Origin of the sequence: Tissierella creatinophila DSM 6911 (genome assembly GCF_001940565.1) — a bacterium.
GTDB lineage: Bacteria > Bacillota > Clostridia > Tissierellales > Tissierellaceae > Tissierella_A > Tissierella_A creatinophila.
Genome location: NZ_LTDM01000016.1, coordinates 1 through 20491, shown reverse-complemented (window position 1 = coordinate 20491; position 20491 = coordinate 1). Strand labels below are relative to the sequence as shown.

The 20491-nt window shown below is 29.3% G+C and carries 17 protein-coding genes, 1 rRNA gene and 1 other annotated feature (1 of these 19 cut by a window edge); of the genes, 17 read left to right on the top strand and 1 reads right to left on the bottom strand.

Annotation, left to right across the window (positions count from 1 at the left end):
- Window positions 1-47: a sequence feature (ribosomal protein L20 leader region), on the top strand; it begins 97 nt to the left of the window's first position.
- The 13 genes from infC to TICRE_RS05820 all read left to right on the top strand — a co-directional run bounded on the left by infC (window position 26) and on the right by TICRE_RS05820 (window position 15770).
- On the top strand, window positions 26-571 hold the full coding sequence (gene infC, locus TICRE_RS05880; RefSeq protein ID WP_075726107.1) for a translation initiation factor IF-3: 546 nt from the start codon (window positions 26-28) through the stop codon (window positions 569-571). It overlaps the preceding feature by 22 nt.
- Before the next feature lie 18 nt (window positions 572-589).
- On the top strand, window positions 590-784 hold the full coding sequence (gene rpmI, locus TICRE_RS05875) for a 50S ribosomal protein L35 (RefSeq protein WP_075726086.1): 195 nt from the start codon (window positions 590-592) through the stop codon (window positions 782-784).
- Window positions 785-817: 33 nt separating this feature from the next.
- Complete coding sequence (rplT, locus tag TICRE_RS05870; RefSeq protein ID WP_075726084.1) at window positions 818-1168, top strand: 50S ribosomal protein L20; 351 nt, start codon at window positions 818-820, stop codon at window positions 1166-1168.
- A gap of 85 nt (window positions 1169-1253) precedes the next feature.
- Window positions 1254-2597, top strand: a complete 1344-nt coding sequence (locus tag TICRE_RS05865; RefSeq protein ID WP_075726082.1) for a TrkH family potassium uptake protein — start codon at window positions 1254-1256, stop codon at window positions 2595-2597.
- 13 nt (window positions 2598-2610) lie between these two features.
- Complete coding sequence (locus TICRE_RS05860) at window positions 2611-3273, top strand: potassium channel family protein (RefSeq protein ID WP_198927501.1); 663 nt, start codon at window positions 2611-2613, stop codon at window positions 3271-3273.
- Window positions 3274-4065 carry a TrmH family RNA methyltransferase gene (locus tag TICRE_RS05855; RefSeq protein ID WP_075726078.1) on the top strand — a complete coding sequence of 264 codons (792 nt, stop codon included), beginning with the start codon at window positions 3274-3276 and terminating at the stop codon, window positions 4063-4065. It abuts the gene before it with no gap.
- Between the two features lie 93 nt (window positions 4066-4158).
- Window positions 4159-5181, top strand: a complete 1023-nt coding sequence (pheS, locus tag TICRE_RS05850) for a phenylalanine--tRNA ligase subunit alpha (RefSeq protein WP_075726076.1) — start codon at window positions 4159-4161, stop codon at window positions 5179-5181.
- 15 nt (window positions 5182-5196) lie between these two features.
- Entirely contained in the window at window positions 5197-7587 is a 2391-nt protein-coding gene (pheT, locus tag TICRE_RS05845) for a phenylalanine--tRNA ligase subunit beta (RefSeq protein WP_075726074.1), read from the top strand.
- A gap of 115 nt (window positions 7588-7702) precedes the next feature.
- A complete protein-coding gene (gene zapA, locus TICRE_RS05840) occupies window positions 7703-8254 on the top strand; it encodes a cell division protein ZapA (protein WP_075726072.1) in 552 nt (183 codons plus the stop codon).
- Between the two features lie 20 nt (window positions 8255-8274).
- Window positions 8275-10686, top strand: coding sequence for a DUF3656 domain-containing U32 family peptidase (locus TICRE_RS05835; protein ID WP_198927500.1), 2412 nt, complete (start codon window positions 8275-8277; stop codon window positions 10684-10686).
- Between the two features lie 10 nt (window positions 10687-10696).
- Window positions 10697-13075 carry an endonuclease MutS2 gene (locus tag TICRE_RS05830; RefSeq protein WP_075726068.1) on the top strand — a complete coding sequence of 793 codons (2379 nt, stop codon included), beginning with the start codon at window positions 10697-10699 and terminating at the stop codon, window positions 13073-13075.
- A gap of 25 nt (window positions 13076-13100) precedes the next feature.
- Window positions 13101-14798 (top strand): arginine--tRNA ligase, encoded by a 1698-nt coding sequence (gene argS / locus TICRE_RS05825; protein ID WP_075726066.1) that lies wholly within the window; start codon window positions 13101-13103, stop codon window positions 14796-14798.
- 12 nt (window positions 14799-14810) lie between these two features.
- On the top strand, window positions 14811-15770 hold the full coding sequence (locus TICRE_RS05820; RefSeq protein WP_075726064.1) for a hypothetical protein: 960 nt from the start codon (window positions 14811-14813) through the stop codon (window positions 15768-15770).
- Here the strand turns inward: TICRE_RS05820 and TICRE_RS05815 are convergent.
- Entirely contained in the window at window positions 15767-15973 is a 207-nt protein-coding gene (locus TICRE_RS05815; protein WP_075726062.1) for a hypothetical protein, read from the bottom strand. The two genes, TICRE_RS05820 and TICRE_RS05815, sit on opposite strands and share 4 nt — an antisense overlap.
- 119 nt (window positions 15974-16092) lie before the next feature.
- Between TICRE_RS05815 and TICRE_RS05810 the strand changes: the two genes are divergently transcribed.
- The 4 genes from TICRE_RS05810 to TICRE_RS05795 all read left to right on the top strand — a co-directional run.
- The gene (locus TICRE_RS05810; RefSeq protein ID WP_075726060.1) at window positions 16093-17856 is read left to right on the top strand and encodes a B12-binding domain-containing radical SAM protein; all 1764 of its coding nucleotides are present in this window, start codon (window positions 16093-16095) and stop codon (window positions 17854-17856) included.
- 1 nt (window position 17857) lies between these two features.
- Window positions 17858-18610: a hypothetical protein gene (locus TICRE_RS05805; RefSeq protein ID WP_075726058.1), complete on the top strand. Its 753-nt coding sequence runs from the start codon at window positions 17858-17860 to the stop codon at window positions 18608-18610.
- Between the two features lie 17 nt (window positions 18611-18627).
- Entirely contained in the window at window positions 18628-19749 is a 1122-nt protein-coding gene (locus tag TICRE_RS05800) for a tetratricopeptide repeat protein (protein WP_075726056.1), read from the top strand.
- 632 nt (window positions 19750-20381) lie between these two features.
- Window positions 20382-20491 (top strand): 16S ribosomal RNA (locus tag TICRE_RS05795); the annotation flags it as partial.

Genomic DNA, 20491 nt, shown 5'->3' with positions numbered 1-20491 from the left:
ATGTAAACTTAGAGCGGGTATTTTTATACCGGCTCTTTATTATTTTAGGAGGTGCTATATTATTAAAGAACTTCAAATCAATGAGGAAATCAGGGAAAAAGAAGTAAGGTTAATTGATGCAGATGGTGAACAACATGGTATTGTTCCTATCAAAAAAGCAATGGATATTGCAATAGAAAGAAATTTAGATTTAGTTAATGTTGCTCCAACAGCTAAACCCCCTGTATGTAAAATCATAGATTATGGTAAGTACAAGTATGAATTAGCAAAAAAAGAAAAAGAAGCAAGAAAAAATCAAAAGATTATCAATATAAAGGAAATAAGACTTACTCCAAATATTGAATCACATGATTTAAATGTTAAAGCTAAGAGAGCTAATGAGTTTTTACAATCAGGAGATAAAGTAAAAGTATCTGTAAGATTTAGGGGTAGAGAGATGGGTCATACAGATATTGGAAAAGTTGTATTAAAAGATTTTGCTGAGCTGACAAAAGATTCAGGAAACGTAGAAAAGCATCCAAGATTAGAAGGAAGAAATATGACAATGTTTTTAACCCCGAAAGCAGAGTAAGTTTAGGAGGAAAATTTGATGGGAAAAATGAAAACACATAGAGGTTCTGCAAAAAGATTTTCAAGAACCGCTTCAGGAAGATTAAAAAGATTTAAGGCATACAGAAGTCACTTAACTGGTAAAAAATCAGCTAAAAGAGTTAGAAACTTAAGAAAAAGCAGTTTAGTAAGTAAAGGTGACCAAAGAAGAATAGACGCAATGTTACCAAGATAAAAAGTTATTTAGATATTAGGAGGAGTTGCAGTAATGGCAAGGGTAAAAAGAGGCGTAAACGCTAAGAAAAAACATAAAAAAGTATTAAAACAAGCTAAAGGTTATTATGGAGCTAAAAGCAAATTATTTAGACCTGCTAATCAGGCAGTTATGAAATCATTAAACTATGCATTTATTGGTAGAAAACAAAGAAAAAGAGATTTTAGAAAACTATGGATTACAAGAATAAACGCAGCAGCTCGTGCGAACGGAATGAGCTATAGCAAGTTTATAAGTGGATTAAAAAGAGCAAATATAGAAGTTAATAGAAAAATGCTATCAGAGATGGCTATACATGATGCGGCTGGTTTTACAAAACTAGTGGAAATGGCAAAAAGTAACTAAGAAAAAGTTCCTGGTAGGGACTTTTTCTTTTTTAAAACAGTTAAAAGCTATGTTTTTATGTCATAAATTTTTATGGAGGAATAGGATGAATTACTTAAAGAGAAAGGCATTAAAATTTCAGTTAAATCCTCCTGCAGTACTCGCAGGTGGGTTTTTAAGCTTGATTCTTATTGGAGCTATACTTTTAAACCTACCTCTAGCTTCTAAAAATGGTGAGAGTATAGGATTTATAAATGCTTTATTTACTTCTTCTTCTGCAGTGTGTGTTACAGGTCTTGTAGTAGTAAATACGGCCAAACATTGGACTTTATTTGGTCAAATAGTTATAATTTCTCTTATACAAATGGGAGGTTTAGGATTTATGACCATGGCTACCATGGTAGCCTTATTACTTGGAAAAAAGATAAGATTAAAGGAAAGACTTATTATAAAAGAACAATTAAACCAAGATAGCATGGGAGGTCTGGTCAAACTTACAAAATATGTAATATATATAACTTTGGCTATTGAGTCTTTAGGAGCTATATTACTTTCTTTTACCTTTATTCCCGATCATGGCTGGGTAAAAGGTATATGGTTTTCAGTGTTTCATTCTATTTCTGCATTTTGTAATGCTGGATTTGACATAATGGGAGATAGCCTAGTACCTTTTGTAGGTGACCCATGGATAAATATAATTATAGCATCCTTAGTTATTTTAGGAGGACTTGGATTTTCAGTTTATGTTGATATATATAGGCATAGAAAGTTTAAAAAATTAACCTTGCATTCAAAGATAGTTATAACTATGACATTTATACTACTTTTACTTGGAACAATAATTTTATTTATGATAGAACATAATAATCCAGATACAATAGGAAACTTTGATAATAAAACAAAAGTTTTAGCATCTTTCTTTCAGTCAGCTATAACTAGAACAGCTGGGTTTAATTCCATAAATCTAGGAGCTTTAAAGGATACTTCTGTATTTTTAATGATAATTCTTATGTTTATAGGTGGATCTCCTGGTTCTACAGCAGGTGGTATTAAAACTACTACCTTTGGTGTATTAGTACTAACGACCTTCTCTACCATCAGAGGAAATAGGGATGTAGGGGTATTTAATAGAAGGATTTCTTATGAAATTGTAAATAGGGCTTTAGCCATAATAATGATAGCACTTACTATAATATTAATAGTATCTTTTACGCTCTCAATAACTGAAGAAGCAGGATTATTAGATCTTATGTTTGAAACTACATCAGCTTTTGCTACTGTAGGGCTTACTAGAGGAATAACTCCCTCTCTTTCAGATGCAGGAAAACTTTTAATATCAAGCACTATGTATATAGGAAGGGTAGGAGCTCTTACCATGGCTTTTGCTTTTGGAAGTTCCAAAAAACATAAAACATATAGAGAGGCAGAGGAAAATATAACTATAGGATAAAGGAGTGGGAAATTTGAAGTCATTTGCTGTTATTGGATGCGGGAGATTTGGTGCTGCTGTTGCAAAAGTGCTTTCAGAATTAGGCAATGAGGTGCTTGCCATAGATATAAATGCAGATGCAGTTAAAGATATAGCAGAATTTGTAACATATGCTGTAGAGGCAGATGTAATGGATGAATCAACTTTAAGAGACCTAGGTATTAGCAATATGGATGCGGTAGTAGTAAGCATAGGTTCTAATATTCAGGCTTCTATAATGGCTACACTAATTGCCAAAGAATTAGGGGTTAAAAGAGTTATATCAAAAGTTCACACAGAACTTCATGCAAAAGTTTTAAGGAAAATCGGAGTAGATAGGGTTATATTTCCAGAAAGAGATATGGGTAGAAGAGTTGCACATAATCTTGCATCACAAAACATATTGGACTATATAGAAATATCACCAGAATATTCTATTGTTGAAATAGAAGTACCAGATAGCTGGGTTGGAAAAAACTTAAAGGAATTAAAGCTTAGAAACAAATATGGGGTAAATGTAATTGCTATTAAAGGGGAATACGATATAAACGTCTCTCCTACATCAGAAGTTATAGTAAAGGATAAAGATATAATAATAATAATTGGATCAGTAGAAGATGTTGCAAAAGTTGAGATAAGAGTTGGAAGTGAAAAATAAATGATAGAAATTACTTCCGACAAAAACCCTATTATAAAAGAAATAAAAGCTTTATCTAGAAAGAAAAATAGATGGAGAGAAAAACTCTTTATTATAGAGGGGATAAAAGTAATAGAAGAAGCAATAAAAGCTTCTATGGGGATAAAGTACATTTTTTTTAGTGAAATATTACTTGAAGCAGATGGAGGAGAAGTTTTTTTCAACAAAATAAAAGATAGAAAAGAAACAGTGAAACTTTCAACAAAAATTTTCAACCAGATTACTAATCTAGATAGTCCTCAAGGAGTACTAGCTATAGTTGAATTTAAGGAAAGAGAAATAACTGATCTTTATAAAAAAGAATTACCATTTATTATATTTTTAGATGGATTAAATGATCCTGGCAACTTAGGAACTATAATAAGAACAGCAGATGCATTTAGAGTAGATGCTATAGTTCTTGGTGAGGATTGTGTAGATCCTTATAATTCTAAGGTTGTAAGATCTACTATGGGATCTATATTTAGAGTTTCTCTATATAATGTAAAAGACAATGAGGACTTTTTTGACAATATGAAGAAAAGAGATATAGATATCATAACAACATCTCTAAGTGGAAAACCTCTAGAGAGAAAAGACTTTTCTGGAGGTTTTGTATTAGTGATAGGAAATGAGGCCAATGGAGTTAGAAAAAATATAATAGAAAGATCTACTAAAGAAATAAAAATTCCTATGCCAGGAGGAGCAGAATCATTAAATGCTGGAGTGGCTGCTTCTATTATAATGTATGAAGCTATGATGAATAGAAATTAAACTTTTGAAAACTTAAAGGTTTCTGTTATAATTAAACATATCACAAAATAGAAATTATAGGATTTAAATATTTAGTCTTACGGAGGTAACTTGATGAAAGAAAAACTAGAAGAGATTAAACATCTAGCAATTAAAACAATTGAAGGTATAAAGACTCTTGAAGAACTTGAAAATTTTAGAATAAAGTTTTTAGGCAAAAAAGGAGAACTTACTTTAGTACTAAGAGATATGGGTAAACTTAGTAAAGAAGAAAGACCTATAGTTGGACAAATTGCAAATGATATTAGAAAAGAAATTGAAGATAAACTTAGTGTTGTAAAGATGGAATTTATAAAAAAGGCTAAAAAAGAAAGAAACGAAAAAGAAAAAATCGACATAACTATAGATACTAACAATATTATGATAGGCCATAGACATCCTCTTTTAAAGACAATAGATGAATTAGAAGATCTTTTTATAAGTATGGGATTTACTGTAGTAGAAGGACCTGAAATCGAGACTGTAAAAAACAACTTTGATTCGTTAAACTCTCCAGAAAACCATCCATCTAGAGACTTATCTGATACATTTTATTTAAATGATGAGCTTCTTTTAAGAACACATACTTCGCCAGTACAGATAAGAGCCATGAAAGAGATGGGAGTTCCTTTAAAAGTAATATCTGCGGGTAGAACTTTTAGATTTGATGATGTAGATGACACTCACTCGCCTATGTTTCATCAATTAGAAGGGCTTGTAATAGGAGAAGGGGTTTCGATGGCGAATTTAATCCATACTTTAGATATCTTTATAAAAGAATTGTTTGGAAAAGATATGCAAACACGTTATAGACCACATCACTTTCCATTTACGGAGCCAAGTGCAGAGGTAGATGTTTCATGTATCAAATGTAGAGGTGAAGGATGTTCTGCTTGTAATTTTACAGGGTGGAGCATGGAACTCTTAGGATGCGGTATGGTTCATCCTAAAGTATTAGAAAACTGTGGCATAGATTCAGAAAAATATACTGGTTTTGCTTTTGGTATGGGTATAGATAGGATTACTATGGTAAAGTATGGAATAACTGATATAAGATTATTATTTGAAAATGATATGAGATTTTTAAAACAATTCTAGAAAGGACGGGAAAAAATGCTATTACCTATAAGATGGTTAAAAGATTATATAGATACACAAAAAAGTGGGAAAGAACTAGCGGACGGTTTGACCCTTTCTGGATCTCATGTTGAGTCTATTTATTCTATGAATAAAGGAGTTAAAGGAGTAATTGTAGGAAAGATTATAGAAATTGAAAAACATCCAGATGCAGACAAACTTGTTATATGTAAGATAGATATTGGAAGAGAAGTGTTAGATATAGTAACTGGAGCTACAAATGTAAGAGAAGGACAATTTGTACCTGTAGCAACTGTAGGAACTATTCTTCCGGGAGAGATTATAATCCAAAAGACAAACTTTAGAGGAGTAGATTCTTTTGGAATGCTTTGTTCTTTAAAAGAACTAGGATTTAATGAAAATGTAATCTCAAAACCGATGAAAGATGGAATATTTATATTAGATAAAGAATATCCACTAGGAACTGATATAGTAGATGTACTTAATTTAAATGATGAGGTAATAGAATTTGAAATTACTCCAAATAGACCAGATTGTTTAAGTATACTTGGCATGGCAAGAGAAACTGCTGCAAGTTTTGAATTGCCACTTAAAGAACCTGAAATAAGCTTTGAAACGATGGACAATATTTCAGATTATATAAAAGATATAGATATAGAAAGTAAAAACTGTAATAGATACTATGCTAGAGTTGTAAAAGATGTAGTTATAAAAGACTCACCTATGTGGATTCAATTAAGACTTATGGAAGCGGGTATAAGACCTATTAATAACATAGTAGATATAACCAATTTTGTAATGTTAGAATTTGGTGAACCTCTTCATGCTTTTGATTTAGAAAAGATAAGTGGAGAAAAGATAATAGTAAGACAAGCTAAAACTGATGAAGCATTTATATCTTTAGATGGAGAATCACGCAAATTAAATGAAACGGATCTAGTTATAGCAGATGATAAAGAACCTATAGCTATAGCAGGTGTCATGGGAGGACTTCATTCAGAAGTCACAAAAGATACTAAACTCATACTTATTGAAGGTGCAAATTTTGATCAAAGAAGCGTAAGACTTACTTCTAAGAGACTTTCACTTAGAACAGAAGCATCTAATAGATTTGAAAAAGGACTTGATCCTAATCTATGTCAAATTGCAGCAGATAGAGTATGTCAGCTTATAGAACTTACTAAATCAGGTAAGATAGTTGATTCTTTTATAGATAAATATAAAGAAAAGAAAGAAGAAAAGACTATCTCTTTACGACCGGAAAGAGCAAATATGCTTTTAGGGCTAGATATAAACGAAGATATAATGATAAAGTATTTAAATCTATTAGGATTAAAATCTGTCTATAAAGAAGGACTGATATATACTACAGTTCCTACACGTAGAATAGATATAGATATAGAGGCAGATCTTATTGAGGAAATAGGAAGACTTTATGGTTTTCATAATATAGAGAGTAAATCTTTAATTGGAGAACTTACAAGAGGAGTAAAGCCTTTTTCTAAAACTATAGAAGATGAAGTCAAAAAAACTTTACTTGGAATCGGATTTAACGAAGTCATGACTTATTCTTTTATAAGTCCTAAAGTTTATGATAAAACAAATATAGATAAGAAAAGCCATTTAAGAGATTATATAAAAATCCTTAATCCACTTGGAGAAGATTATAGCGTTATGAGAACTACTTTAGTTCCTACTATGATGGATTTATTTAGTAGAAACTATAATAAAAGTGTAAAAAGTGCATTTGCATTTGAAATAGGAAATATATTTTTGCCTAAAGAACTTCCTATAGTTAATCTTCCAATCGAGCAAAAAGTTTTATCTATAGGTTTTTATGGAGAAAAAGACTTTTACTTCTTAAAAGAAACAGTAGAAAAACTTTTGTGCAAATTAGGTATAAAAGATATAGAGTATAAAAGAGAAGAAGAAAATCCAGTATTTCATCCTGGAAGAACTGCGAAAGCTTTCGTGAACGGAATAGAAATTGGAACTATGGGAGAAGTTTATATAGATGTATGTGAAAACTATGATATAAATTCTAAAGTATATATAGCAGAATTAGACTTTGAAAAAATAATGGAACTTTGTAATTTTGAAAGAAAATATAAATCTCTTCCCAAATATCCTTCTACTTCAAGAGATATAGCTGTGATAGTAGATGAAGAAATTCTAGTAGGGGATATTAAATCGCTTATAATAAAGCATAGTAAGGGAATAATCGAAGATATAGAACTATTTGATATATATAGAGGAGATCAAATCCCTGAAAACATGAAGAGTATGGCTTTTTCTATAACTTATAGATCATATGAAAGAACTTTAAAAGACAAAGAAGTAGAAGAAATACAAACTTCAATTATAAGAGACTTAGAAAAAACATTTGATGCTAAACTTAGAAGCTAAAAATAGAGACTTAAATTAAAAGGGGTAGATATCTACCCCTTTTTTTAAAATATAGAGGATTAAATATATATTTATAGTATAATAGAGATATACAAACTAATAGGGGGCATCTGTTATGACAGAAAGAAGAAAAATAGATGTAAAAATAGACGGTCGTAACTTTACTATGGTAGGTGCAGGTAGTCAAGAATATATTGAAGGACTAGCTTCTTATGTAGATAAAATAATTAAAGAAGTAGCTTCTAAAAATGATAGACTAAGCCAAATAATGACAGCTACACTAGCAGCTCTTCATATAGCTGATGAATTACGTCAAAATGAAAAAGAACTAAACGAACTTAAATTTAAAGCTAAAGATCCATTAGATAAATATGATGATGTATGTGAGGAATTAAAGAAATCTAAAGAAGAAATAGAAACTCTTAATAATATGTGCCAACAGTATCAAAGACAGATTACAGAATATGATAAAAAAAGAGAAGAAATAGAACTTATATTAGAACAATTTAAAGAAGATTTAGAAACAACAAAAGAAGAAATATCTCAAAAGGACGAAACGATTAAAACTCTTCAAGATAAAAACTTTAAAAATCAGTTGGAAATTGTAGATATAAAAAAAGAGTTAGCAGAGTATTTAAGGATATTAGATGAAGAGACAAGTTCTTAAAAGAAAGGAAAATGCAAAAGGTGAATTATAATACAGAACTTTTAGCACCGGTAGGAAGCATGGAATCTCTTTATGCAGCGGTGCAAAATGGAGCGAATGCAGTTTATCTAGGCGGAAAGTCTTTTAATGCAAGACATTTTGCTTCTAATTTTAGCTATGATGAATTAAGAGAAGTGATAGGATATGCTCATTTAAACGATGTGAAAGTATATATAACGATAAATATATTGATAGAAAATAAAGAGATGGAAAAAGCATTGGATTATATAAGATTTTTATATGAAGAAGATGTAGATGCTATTATAGTGCAGGACTTAGGACTTGCAAAATTAGTTCATGAACTTTTTCCAAAGCTAAATATACATGCTAGTACACAGATGACAATAAACAATTTAGAAGGGGTTAAGCTCCTAGAAGAATTAGGTTTTAATAGAGTAGTATTAGCTAGGGAGACTCCTTTAGAAGAAATAAAGAGGATAAAAAGGGGAAGTCAAATAGAACTAGAAGGATTTATTCATGGAGCACTTTGTGTTTCTTATTCAGGTCAATGTCTTATGAGTAGTGTAATAGGTGGAAGAAGTGGAAATAGGGGAAGATGTGCGCAACCCTGTAGGATGCCATACTCTATAGTGGATAAAAATGGAGATTTGTTAGATGACTGGCAAGAGAGATATCTACTTAGTCCAAAGGATTTAAATACATTAGATTATATAGAAGAAATTATAAATGCAGGTATACACTCTTTAAAGATTGAAGGAAGAATGAAAAGACCTGAATATGTAGCTACTATAGTAGAAACTTATAGGAAAGTTATAGATAAAAATGAAAAGGCTTCACCAAAAGAAAAAGAAGATGTAGAACAAATTTTTAATAGAGGATTTACCAAAGGTGTAGGTCTGGGAGATTTTGGACGTGATTTTATATCTATGGATAGACCTGACAATAGAGGAACAACTCTTGGAACAGTTATAAATACAAATAGAGATACTGTCTTTATTTTACTAAAAAATACTCTAGAGAAAGAAGATGGGATAGAATTTACTCTTTTAAATGGTAAATATAAAGGTATGAAGTCTCCAATTAGTGGCAAAAAAGGAGATACAGTAGAGGTAAAAAAGATAGGAAATGTTAGAAAAAACTCCCCTGTCTATAAATCATCTAGTATCACTTTACTTAAAAAAGCCCAGGAGTCATATGTAAAAAATAAAAACATTTATCCAATAAATATGGAAATAACTATTAAGATAGGACAAAATCCAATCTTAAAGCTTAATTATAGAGATTATGAAACTTTAAATCATGTTGACTTTGCAGTTCAAGAAGCTAAAAGCAAAGGTTTAACTAAAGAAAAGATAAGAGAACAGTTATCAAAGCTTGGAGATACTCAGTTTTCTTTAAACAATTTAGATATAAATTTAGATGAAAATTCATTTTTACCTTTAAGCGTATTAAATGAACTAAGAAGAGATGCTACTTATAGTTTAAACAAATATCTAGAAAATAAGAATAATAGAGATAGATTTAATGATCAAGATTTTAAAGAGAAAAAGGAACAAGTATTAAATATTAAGAAACATCAAAAGACAATAAAAAGGAAATTATCTGTAAAAGTAGATTCTATAGAACAATTAGAGCAATTAGATTTTAAAAAATTAGATCGAATATATATACCTTTAACAGATGATATATTTGAAACTATTAAAACATTAAAAGAAAAAGATATTGAAGTGTATATTAGTACAGAAAAAATCCTCTATAGAAACGACTTTAAACGTTTAGAAAAAAGACTTGAACCTATAAAAGATTTAATAGATGGAGTAAGTGTTCAAAACCTCGGTACATTAAAATTTATTAAAGAAAATTATAATTTTAAAATACATGGGTCTACAGGATTAAACATATTTAACTCTTATACGGTAGATTTTTTTAAAGAAATGGGAGTAGATAGTATGACACTATCTCCAGAGCTCAATCTTTCACAAATAAATGGAATAGAAAAAAAAGTAGGTGGAGATTTAGAGTCTATAGTGTATGGTTATTTGCCTGTTATGACAACTAAGACTTGTCCTATGGCTTTAGTTAAGGGTTGTAAGGATGATAAGGAGTGTAAAACTTGTAATTTTGCAAATGGGTATGGATTAAATGATAGGATGGATAAGACTTTTTATATCTCTAGGAAAGAAGGTTTTACAACTATATATAATAGTGTACCCTTAATGGTTTTAGATAGCATGGATCAGATATATAATTCTGGCATAAATATAGGTAGATTAGATTTTACTATTGAAATAGAAAATATAAAAGAAATTCAAGTCGCATATCATAAATATATAAACGGTATATGGAATGAAAAAGAATCAAGAGAGTTTATAGAAACAATTAAAGATACTACTGAAATTACTAAAGGACACTTTTTTAGAGGTGTAGTATAGAGGTGATAATATGAATGAAAAGACTTTAAAATCATTAGAATATAAAAAAATAATAGATTCTCTAATGGACAAATGTGAATCTTCACTCGGCAAAACGAGGATACAATCGATGCAACCTTTAATAGATATAGAAGATATAGAAAAACTTCAAGCAGAAACAGATGAGGCTTTAACTCTTTTAATAAAAAGAGGTGCTCCACCTCTATATGGAATAAATAGTATAAAGGCAGATGTTAAAAGAGCTGAGATAGGTGGGACACTAAGTCCAGGTGCCCTTATAAAAATATCAGACTCGCTTAGGGTATCTAGAGATTTAAAAAACTATATAAGAGAGGTTCAAGAAGATAGAGAAAAGCGATATCCTCTAATAGAAGGATATATTGAAGGTTTAAGTGTATTTAAAAACATTGAAAATGAGATAACAAATGCTATTATTTCCGAAAATGAAATCTCAGATAATGCAAGTACTACATTAAGAAGCATTAGAAAGCAGATTATAAGCAAAAATGAATCAGTAAGAGATAAGCTAAACTCAATAGTAAATTCCCAAACAAATAAAAAATATTTACAAGATAATATAGTTACAATGAGAGAGGGTAGATATGTAGTTCCTGTAAAGGCAGAAAATAAAAACAATATAAAAGGATTAGTTCACGATATGAGTGGTAGTGGAGCTACACTTTTTATAGAACCCATGGCAGTAGTAGAATTAAACAATGAACTTCGTGAATTAGAATTAAAAGAAAAAGAAGAAATAGATAGAATACTAAAGGTTCTATCATCTATGGTTGCAGAAGAAGCAGAAGGAATAGCAAACAATCAATATCTACTTCAAGAATTAGACTTTATATTTGCTAAAGGAAAACTAGCACTAGAGATGAATGCTACAAAACCTATTCTAAATGATGTGGGGTATATAAATATTAGAAAAGGAAGGCATCCTCTTCTAAATGTAAAAAACATTGTGCCTATAGATATCTATTTAGGCAAGGAATTTGATTCTCTTATAATCACAGGACCAAATACAGGTGGAAAGACAGTTAGCTTGAAAACCGTAGGACTCTTAGTGCTTATGGCACAGTCTGGACTTCATATACCAGCTGACTTTAATTCTGAGATAGGAATTTTTGAACAAGTTTTTGCTGATATTGGTGATGAACAAAGTATAGAACAGTCACTTTCAACTTTTTCTTCTCATATGGTAAATATAGTAGATATACTCTCTAAAGTAGAAACCAATAATCTAGTCTTGTTTGACGAACTAGGAGCAGGTACTGACCCTACAGAAGGGGCGGCTCTTGCTATGAGCATATTAGACCACCTATTAGGAATAGGAGTTAAGACTATTGCAACTACACATTATAGTCAATTGAAACTATATGCACTTACTACAAAGGGAGTTATAAATGCATCTGTAGAATTTGATGTAAAAACCCTAAGCCCTACCTATAAACTTCTTATAGGAGTACCTGGAAAGTCAAATGCTTTTGAAATATCTCAAAGGCTTGGACTTGAAAACCATATAATAGACTATGCTAAGGGACTTATTTCAGAAGAAAACATAGAATTTGAAGATGTATTAGAATCTATGGAAAAAGATAGATTATCCATAAATGAAAACAAACAAGAAATAGAAAGATATAGGATTCAATTACAAAAGCTTGAAAGAGAATTGTCTCTAGAAAAAGATAAAACTAAAGATATGAGAGATAAAATACTTCAAGAATCTAGAGAAGAAGCTAGGAATATATTAAAAAAGGCAAAAGAAGATGCAGATTTACTAGTAGGCGAACTAAAAGAGGTTTCAATAGAAATTGAAAAAGAGAAATTAAGAAAGATTCAAGAAGCTCAAGAAAAATTAAAACACAAATTAAAAAATACAGAAAATGAGATTGCGCAAAAGGTATTAAATATAAAATCTAAAAAACCTCCTAAAGACCTAAGAGTAGGAGAGACTGTAGAAGTTCTTACCTTAAATCAAATAGGAACAGTACTAGAAAAACCTGATGATAGTGGTAATGTAAAGATACAAGTAGGTATTATGAAAATAAGTTCACATCTTTCTTCTTTAAGACGTACGAAAGAAAGAGAAAAAGAAAATATAAGCAGATCTACTAAAAAGATAATGAGTACTAAAGCTAAAGATATAAAAACAGAAATTGATTTAAGGGGACAAAACCAGGAAGAAGCATTTATGGAACTAGACAAATATTTAGATGATGCATATATTGCTGGAATTAAACAAGTACAGATAATACATGGTAAAGGTACGGGAGTCTTACGAGAAGGAATAAGAATTTACTTAAAAAGAAACAGACATGTAAGAACTTCTAGGTTAGGTACATTTAGTGAAGGTGGAGATGGAGTTACTGTAGTAGAATTAAAATAGCTTTTAAATTTAAGGAGGAAAAACATTGATAAATTTTAAAGAAGAAGTTATAAATTTAATTGAGGCTGAGGTAGATTCGCTAAGTAGGGAAGAAATAGATGCGCTTATAGAAATACCGCCATCTTATGATATGGGAGATTATGCTTTTCCAGTTTTTAAATTGGCTAGAGCCTTTAGAAAAGCTCCCAATATAATAGCAAAAGAGCTTTCAGATAAATTTGGAGAAGTAGAGTATTTCCAAAAAATCGAAAATGCAGGACCTTATCTTAACTTTTTTATAAATAAAGAAAAGCTTGCCAATACTACCCTTGAAGCTATAAAGAATGAAGGAGAAATGTATGGAAGTTCTAGTATGGGAGAGGGTAAAACAGTAATAGTAGAGTTTTCATCTCCTAATATAGCTAAACCATTTCATATAGGTCATATCAGAACTACTGTTATAGGAAACTCACTTTATAAGATATATAAGTTTTTAGGATTTGACACAGTAGCTATAAATCATTTAGGTGACTATGGTACACAGTTTGGTATGCTTATCTCTGCCTATAAAAAGTGGGGAGATAGAGAAATAATAGAAAAAGATCCAATAAATGAATTATTAAAACTATATGTTAGATTTAACAAAGAAATGGAGACTCAAGAAGACCTTAGAGAAGAAGCAAGATATTGGTTTAAAGAATTAGAAAATAAAAATGAAGAAGCATTAGAACTTTGGACATGGATTCGTGAGATATCTCTAAAAGAATTTAATAAAGTTTATGATATGCTTGGAATTAAGTTTGATTCTTTTAAAGGAGAATCATATTATTCAGATAGAATGCCAAAGATTATAGAAGAATTAAGAGAAAAAGATTTACTTAAAGAATCAGATGGAGCTTTTATAGTAGAACTAGGAGATGATATGCCACCAGCTCTTATTATGAAAAATGATGGCTCTACTCTTTATGCTACAAGAGATATAGCTGCAGCAGATTATAGAAAAGAGAGATACGATTTTTATAAAAATATATATGTAGTAGGTTCTCAACAAATCCTACACTTTAAACAGTGGATGAAGGTAGTAGAACTTATGGGTCATGATTGGATAAAAGACTGTGTACACATACCTTTTGGAATGGTAAGTCTTGAAGATGGTACACTTTCTACTAGAAAGGGAAAAGTTGTCTTTTTAGAAGATGTTTTAAAGACTGCTACTCAAAAGACTTTGGATATAATAGAAGAGAGAAATCCTAATCTAGAAGACAAAGAAAAAGTATCAAAGCAATTAGGAATAGGTGCTGTAATATTTCAAGAACTATTTAATCAAAGAATAAAAGACTATGTATTTTCATGGGATAAAACTTTAAGCTTTGAAGGAGAAACAGGTCCATATGTACAGTATACTCATGCTAGGACAAATTCTATACTTGAAAAAGGTGGATTTAAAATACAAGATGAAGTGGATTATAGCCTTTTAAAATCAGAAGAAGAAATAAATATAATAAGATTATTATATGGTTTCCCTGATACGATAATAGATTCTATGGAAAAAGATGAGCCATTTTTTATAACAAGACATTTAGTAGAAATAGCTAAAGCTTTTAATAAGTTTTATAATGCTTGCCCTATAATAATAGAAGATGAGGAACTTAAAAAAGCTAGAATGAGTCTGACATATTCAGTTAAAATTGTATTGAAGACGGGACTTAGCCTTCTTGGAATTGAAGCACCAGAAAGAATGTAGGAAATAAAAATGTTGAAACTAGATTTACAAAAGTTTCTGTTAAATATTTTTTTAGAAGATAAAACAAAAAATAAAAAGCATACTATTGTTTCTCAACTTTCAATGATAACTATAAAATCTTTGATGCCTAGTAGTACGTTTATAGGAAATATAATAGATTATAAAAGATTTAAAGAAGAACTTTCATTACTAAAGTATTATAAAATAGATGAAGAGAAATGCTTTTTAACGGATATAGATGAAAAAATATATTTCAAATATAAAGACAAAACAATTTATACTAGAATATTACCTCTAATATTATCAAACAAAGATTATGATGTAATAGAAGAAGAAGTGATTAAAAATATACTCTACACTACAGGTGATATAGAATCTCTCTTAGAATGGTTAGCCATAAGTAGATGTATATTTTTAATCATAGAAGAAGAGGAAAATATATTAGATAATTTAAAACAGTATGTAATAAATATTTCACAAAGAGAATTTCTAACAAAATATAAGAATCTATACTTATATGATGTTTTAAAATCAGATATTAATTTTGAAGTAAACTTTGAAAGGATAAGAGTCTCACTTATCTCTCTTCTTCATGGAGTAAGCATAGGAAAGTTTAAATATTTACAAGATATATTAAAAGTTTTAAATGGAGAAGATGCACAAAGATCAATTGGGAATATAATAGAAAATGCAAGTATAGGCAAAGAGATAGATTATGACATTGAAGATTCTTATAAGAGAATATCTATATATGTAATGAAATTAAGAAAGAGTAGAATAAATCCTGATGATTTAAGGATAAAAGAGTATATACTTCCAGATGTATTTAAGTTTAAAGAGGGAGAAGTGTTTTTTCACTCATTACTAAATCGTTCTAAAGTTATAAAAAAGCAAGTTAAGGATGATTCCTTAACTTGTTATATTAAAACTAGAGCTGGTATGTATCTATTTAAAAGGGACCCTTTCAATTAAGATAGGGTTTCTTTTTTTAAAAAATTTAAAAAGTCTTCTTGTGGAATTTCAGAAAGTGAGGATAGTTCTTCTATAAAGCTATCTCTTAAATCAAGGAATTCTTGTATCTTTGTATGAGTGCCAGTATATTCTAATGCTTGTATAATAAGTAACATATCTTCCTTAGACATTTCTTGTATCGTTATTTTGTCAAAATCTTGCATTTGATGACCCCTTTCGTTTTTGTTCTACATTACATTCTACCCTTTTTTTGGATAAGAATCAATATGAAGATAGATAAAGAAAAAAATTAAAATTAAAATAAAAGACAATAGGTGAAAACATGAAAACATTATTAACAACATTAAATTCAAAGTATATACATTCAAACCTTGCAATTAGATATTTACAAAGATTTGTAGAAGATATAGAAGACGTAGATATAATTGAATTCACAATAAACCAGAGCACCGACTTTATTGCTTCAGAAATATATAAACTTGAAAAAGAAATTATAGGTTTTTCTGTGTATATATGGAATATAAGAGAAACACTACGTGTATGCGAGATATTAAAAATAGTAAAGCCAGAGATAAAGATTTTCCTAGGAGGGCCAGAGGTAAGTTACGATATGAAAGAGGTTATGGAAAAATATGACTATATAGATTTCTTAATATATGGTGAAGGTGAAGAAACTTTTAGGGAATTTGTAGAGATAAATCAAAATGAAGTTAAAGATTATAAAGGTATAGAAGGCCTAGTCTATAGAGATGGCAGAGAAATAGTGATAAACAGTCCAAGACCTTTGATAAACGACTTAGATAAGATTCCATCTCCATATGAAAAAACAACAGATGAGTTCAAAAATAAGATAGTCTATTATGAAAGTTCAAGAGGATGCCCCTTTGGATGTAAGTTTTGTTTATCTTCTACTATAAGAGGGGTAAGATATTTTGATATTGAAAGAGTAAAGAGAGATTTAAAAAATCTTATAGAGATGAAAGTAAAGCAGGTAAAGTTTGTAGATAGAACATTTAATGCTAATAAAAAATATTCCAGAGAGATTATGGAGTTCTTAATAAAAGAAGACCCCAAGGAAATAAACTTTCATTTTGAAGTTACAGCTCATCTAATAGATGATGAAACTTTAAACTTTCTAAAGACAGTAAAAGAAGGACTATTTCAATTTGAAATAGGAGTACAGTCTACTAATAAAAAAACTATAGAAGCTATAGGTAGAACTACTGACTTTGAAGTTCTAGGTAGAGTTACTAAAAAGATAAACTCATTTAATAATATTCATCAACATCTAGATTTAATTGCAGGTCTACCATACGAAGATTACGGTAGTTTTAAAAGGTCTTTTAATGATGTGTATGATCTAAAACCAGAAAAACTACAATTAGGTTTTTTAAAACTGCTTAAAGGATCAGAATTAAGATTGAGCGAAAAACTATATGGATATAAATATATAGATGAACCAACATATGAAGTCTTAGAAAATGACTTTATCTCTTATAGTGATATATTAAAGCTTAAAGCGATTGAAGACTTAGTGGAAAAATACTATAATGAAGGGAATTTTAAGAATACACTTGAGTTTCTAATATCTAACTACTATAGTTCTCCATTTGAGTTTTATGAAATGTTTTCGAAATTTTGGACTGAAAACAACTATCATATATTATCACATAGCAAAAACAAACTATATAAAATATTGTTCAACTTTATAAATGAAAACAGATTTAAAGATAATACAATAGTTTATAATCTATTAAAATATGATTATATCTTTAATAATAAAAACACAAAACTTCCTTTTAAATTTGAAGATGAGAAAAATAATTATGATTTTAATATACATGAGGTTTTAAAAGATGATATACTTTTAAATACCTTTCTAGAAAGGTATAAAGATATTCCTACTAAAAAAGTAATAAACCAAGTAAACATAGTCACTTTTTCTATAGATGTATTAAAAATAATATCTAATGACTTTAAACTTATAGAAAACTTAAAAGAGGTACATATACTTTTTGACTATAAAGATGGAAGTATTGTACAATGCAAGACTTATGACATCACAAATATAGTAAGGAGGAATTAATGTGGATTATTTAGAAGATATGATATATGTAAATAAAAGCGTATTAGAAAAGAGCGTTAAAAGTTTTGCGAAAAATTGGATGATTGTACTTACAGCAATAGTATATACTGTTATAAATTTGATTTTATATAGGTTGTTAGGAATAGTATTTAGAGGTCCACTTTTTATATTATCAGGAATAGCCTCTGCTTTAGTTATGAGTAGTATAGTATCAAACTACCTATATTTATTATTTAATATAGTAAATTATAATAGACTTACTATTAATGATTTTAAAGAAGGCTTTACTAATTACGTAAGGAAAATTTATGGGGTTTTCTTTGTAGGATATCTTGGAAGTCTATTATTACAGATGGTTGTTCCTGTACTTGGACCACTAGGCAATTATCTAGACATTGCAATATATATTGTAATGGGTATAGCTTTAAACGCATTACCTGAAACAATCTATTTAAAAAGTTATGATGCATGGGAGAGTATATTATATGCTTTAGAGTTTTTAAAAGAAAACTGGCTTAATTGGGTAATTCCAAATGCAGTATTTTATATTTCCATATACCTTATATCAGGAAATATACTTTTAAATGTATTTGATACACATTTAGCATTTAACTTTGCTAAAAGTCCACTATATATACTTATGTATGCAATAAGTCAAATTGTATTTTCTTTTATGATGATATATAGAGGACATTTATATAAGATACTTAGCACTAGTACTAGAAGAAAAAGAATGTTTATGAAAAAAATATAAAATAGGTGATAAAACAAATGGATTACATTGCAAAAATGTTAAAGAAAAAAACAGAAGATTTAAGTTTTATACAGATAAAAAATAATGCTCAACTTAAAGATAAAGTCTATGATATGGTTGATATTCCCTTACCTATACTTACAAACAGTTTGATCCAAGCGGTGAAAGGTAGAGATGATCAAGAGATAGATCTTAGTAAAGTTATAGATGGAATTATTTATTTGCTTGGAATAGGTGATGCGGATTTTCCATATATAGATAAATATAAGATTCTTATAAGAAAAATTTCTCCTGAAATAGAGGAAGTTATACTATTTAAAGCTATGGACTCTTTTAAAGAAGGAGATATAGAATCCAATCTTATAAGTATTAGAGCATTGCTAAGTTTAAATCCTGATCATGTTAAAGCTCTATTTCAATATGCTATAGTACTTGAGACAATAGGTAAGAGTTTACTAGAGAAAGAAGATATAGATGGAGGAGAAGAGGTTCTTAGACTTTCTACATTAAATTTTGAAAGGATACTAGATATAGATAAGGAGTATTCATTAGCATATTATAAATTAGGTTATCATTATAGATATCTTAGCCAATATATAAAGACAGATCTTATATGGGGAAAATTTTTAAAGTTTAGTTCAGATGAACTCTTAAAAGAAGAAATAAGAGAAGAATTAGATGTTATAAAAGATGAAGTCAATTTTGAAACTGCGATTAGTTATATAAGCTATAGTGATTATAAGAAAGCATTGGATTTTATTTTAAAGTTATTACCCAATCATGAAGAAAGTTGGAATGTAAATTACCTCATAGGAAAATGTTATAATGGACTTGGACAAACAGAATCTGCAATAGAATATTTTAATGCAGCTATAAAGTATAATGTAGAAGAATCTGATTTATATAATGACCTGGGTGTTTTATATTACAATATAGGAGAGATATATAATGCTATAACAACTTTTACTGAAGGCTTAAAGTACAATCAAGAAGATTATAAACTTATTTTTAATAGAAGTCTTATGTATTCAGTTTTAGAAGAATATGAAAAAGCATTAGAAGATGCTAAGCGGGCTTATGAATTAAATCCTGACAATAGTATAGCAGAACAAATAAAATGGTTAGAAGAACAAATTTAAGACAGTTAAAAAGAAAGCTTACATTAGATGAGAGTTTATACACTATCTGATGCAAGCTTTCTTTTATCCAGGGGATATGTAATTATAAGTTATGAAATAAATAAATGTATATATAATAGTTCTTTGGGGATACTCTTCTATTGATAAGGGAATAAAATAAATTAAAAAGTTTTGGAAATAGTATTGACTTTAGGTTAAAAAGAGTGTATTATAATAAAAGTCGACTAAGACAAAACAAAGTTTTCTTTAAGAAAATAAAAAAGTTTTAAAAAACAGTTGACATTTTAATCAAAAGAGTGTATTATAATAAAAGCCGGTTAAGAAAACGGCAAACAAAACAATTTAAAAAGATTTAAAAAAACTATTGACTTATCCTTAAAAAGATAGTAAGATAGTAAGAGTCGGCTAAGGAGCACGACAGAAAAGTCAAAACAAACTTTAAAAAAGATTTTAAAAAAGTATTGACAAGCTTCCTTAAAAATGATATACTAAACAAGTTGTCTCGAGAGAGCAACACTGAACATTTGATAATTAAATAGTGTGAGATACTTTGAATTATAGATTTAAAACATGACAGTCAATGTCAAAGAAAAGCAACAAGTCAGCAAATAAACGGAGCTATTTTCAAACTTTTAAATGAGAGTTTGATCCTGGCTCAGGACGAACGCTGGCGGCGTGCCTAACACATGCAAGTCGAGCGAAGTAATTATCTTTGATCCCTTCGGGGTGACGAGATAATTAT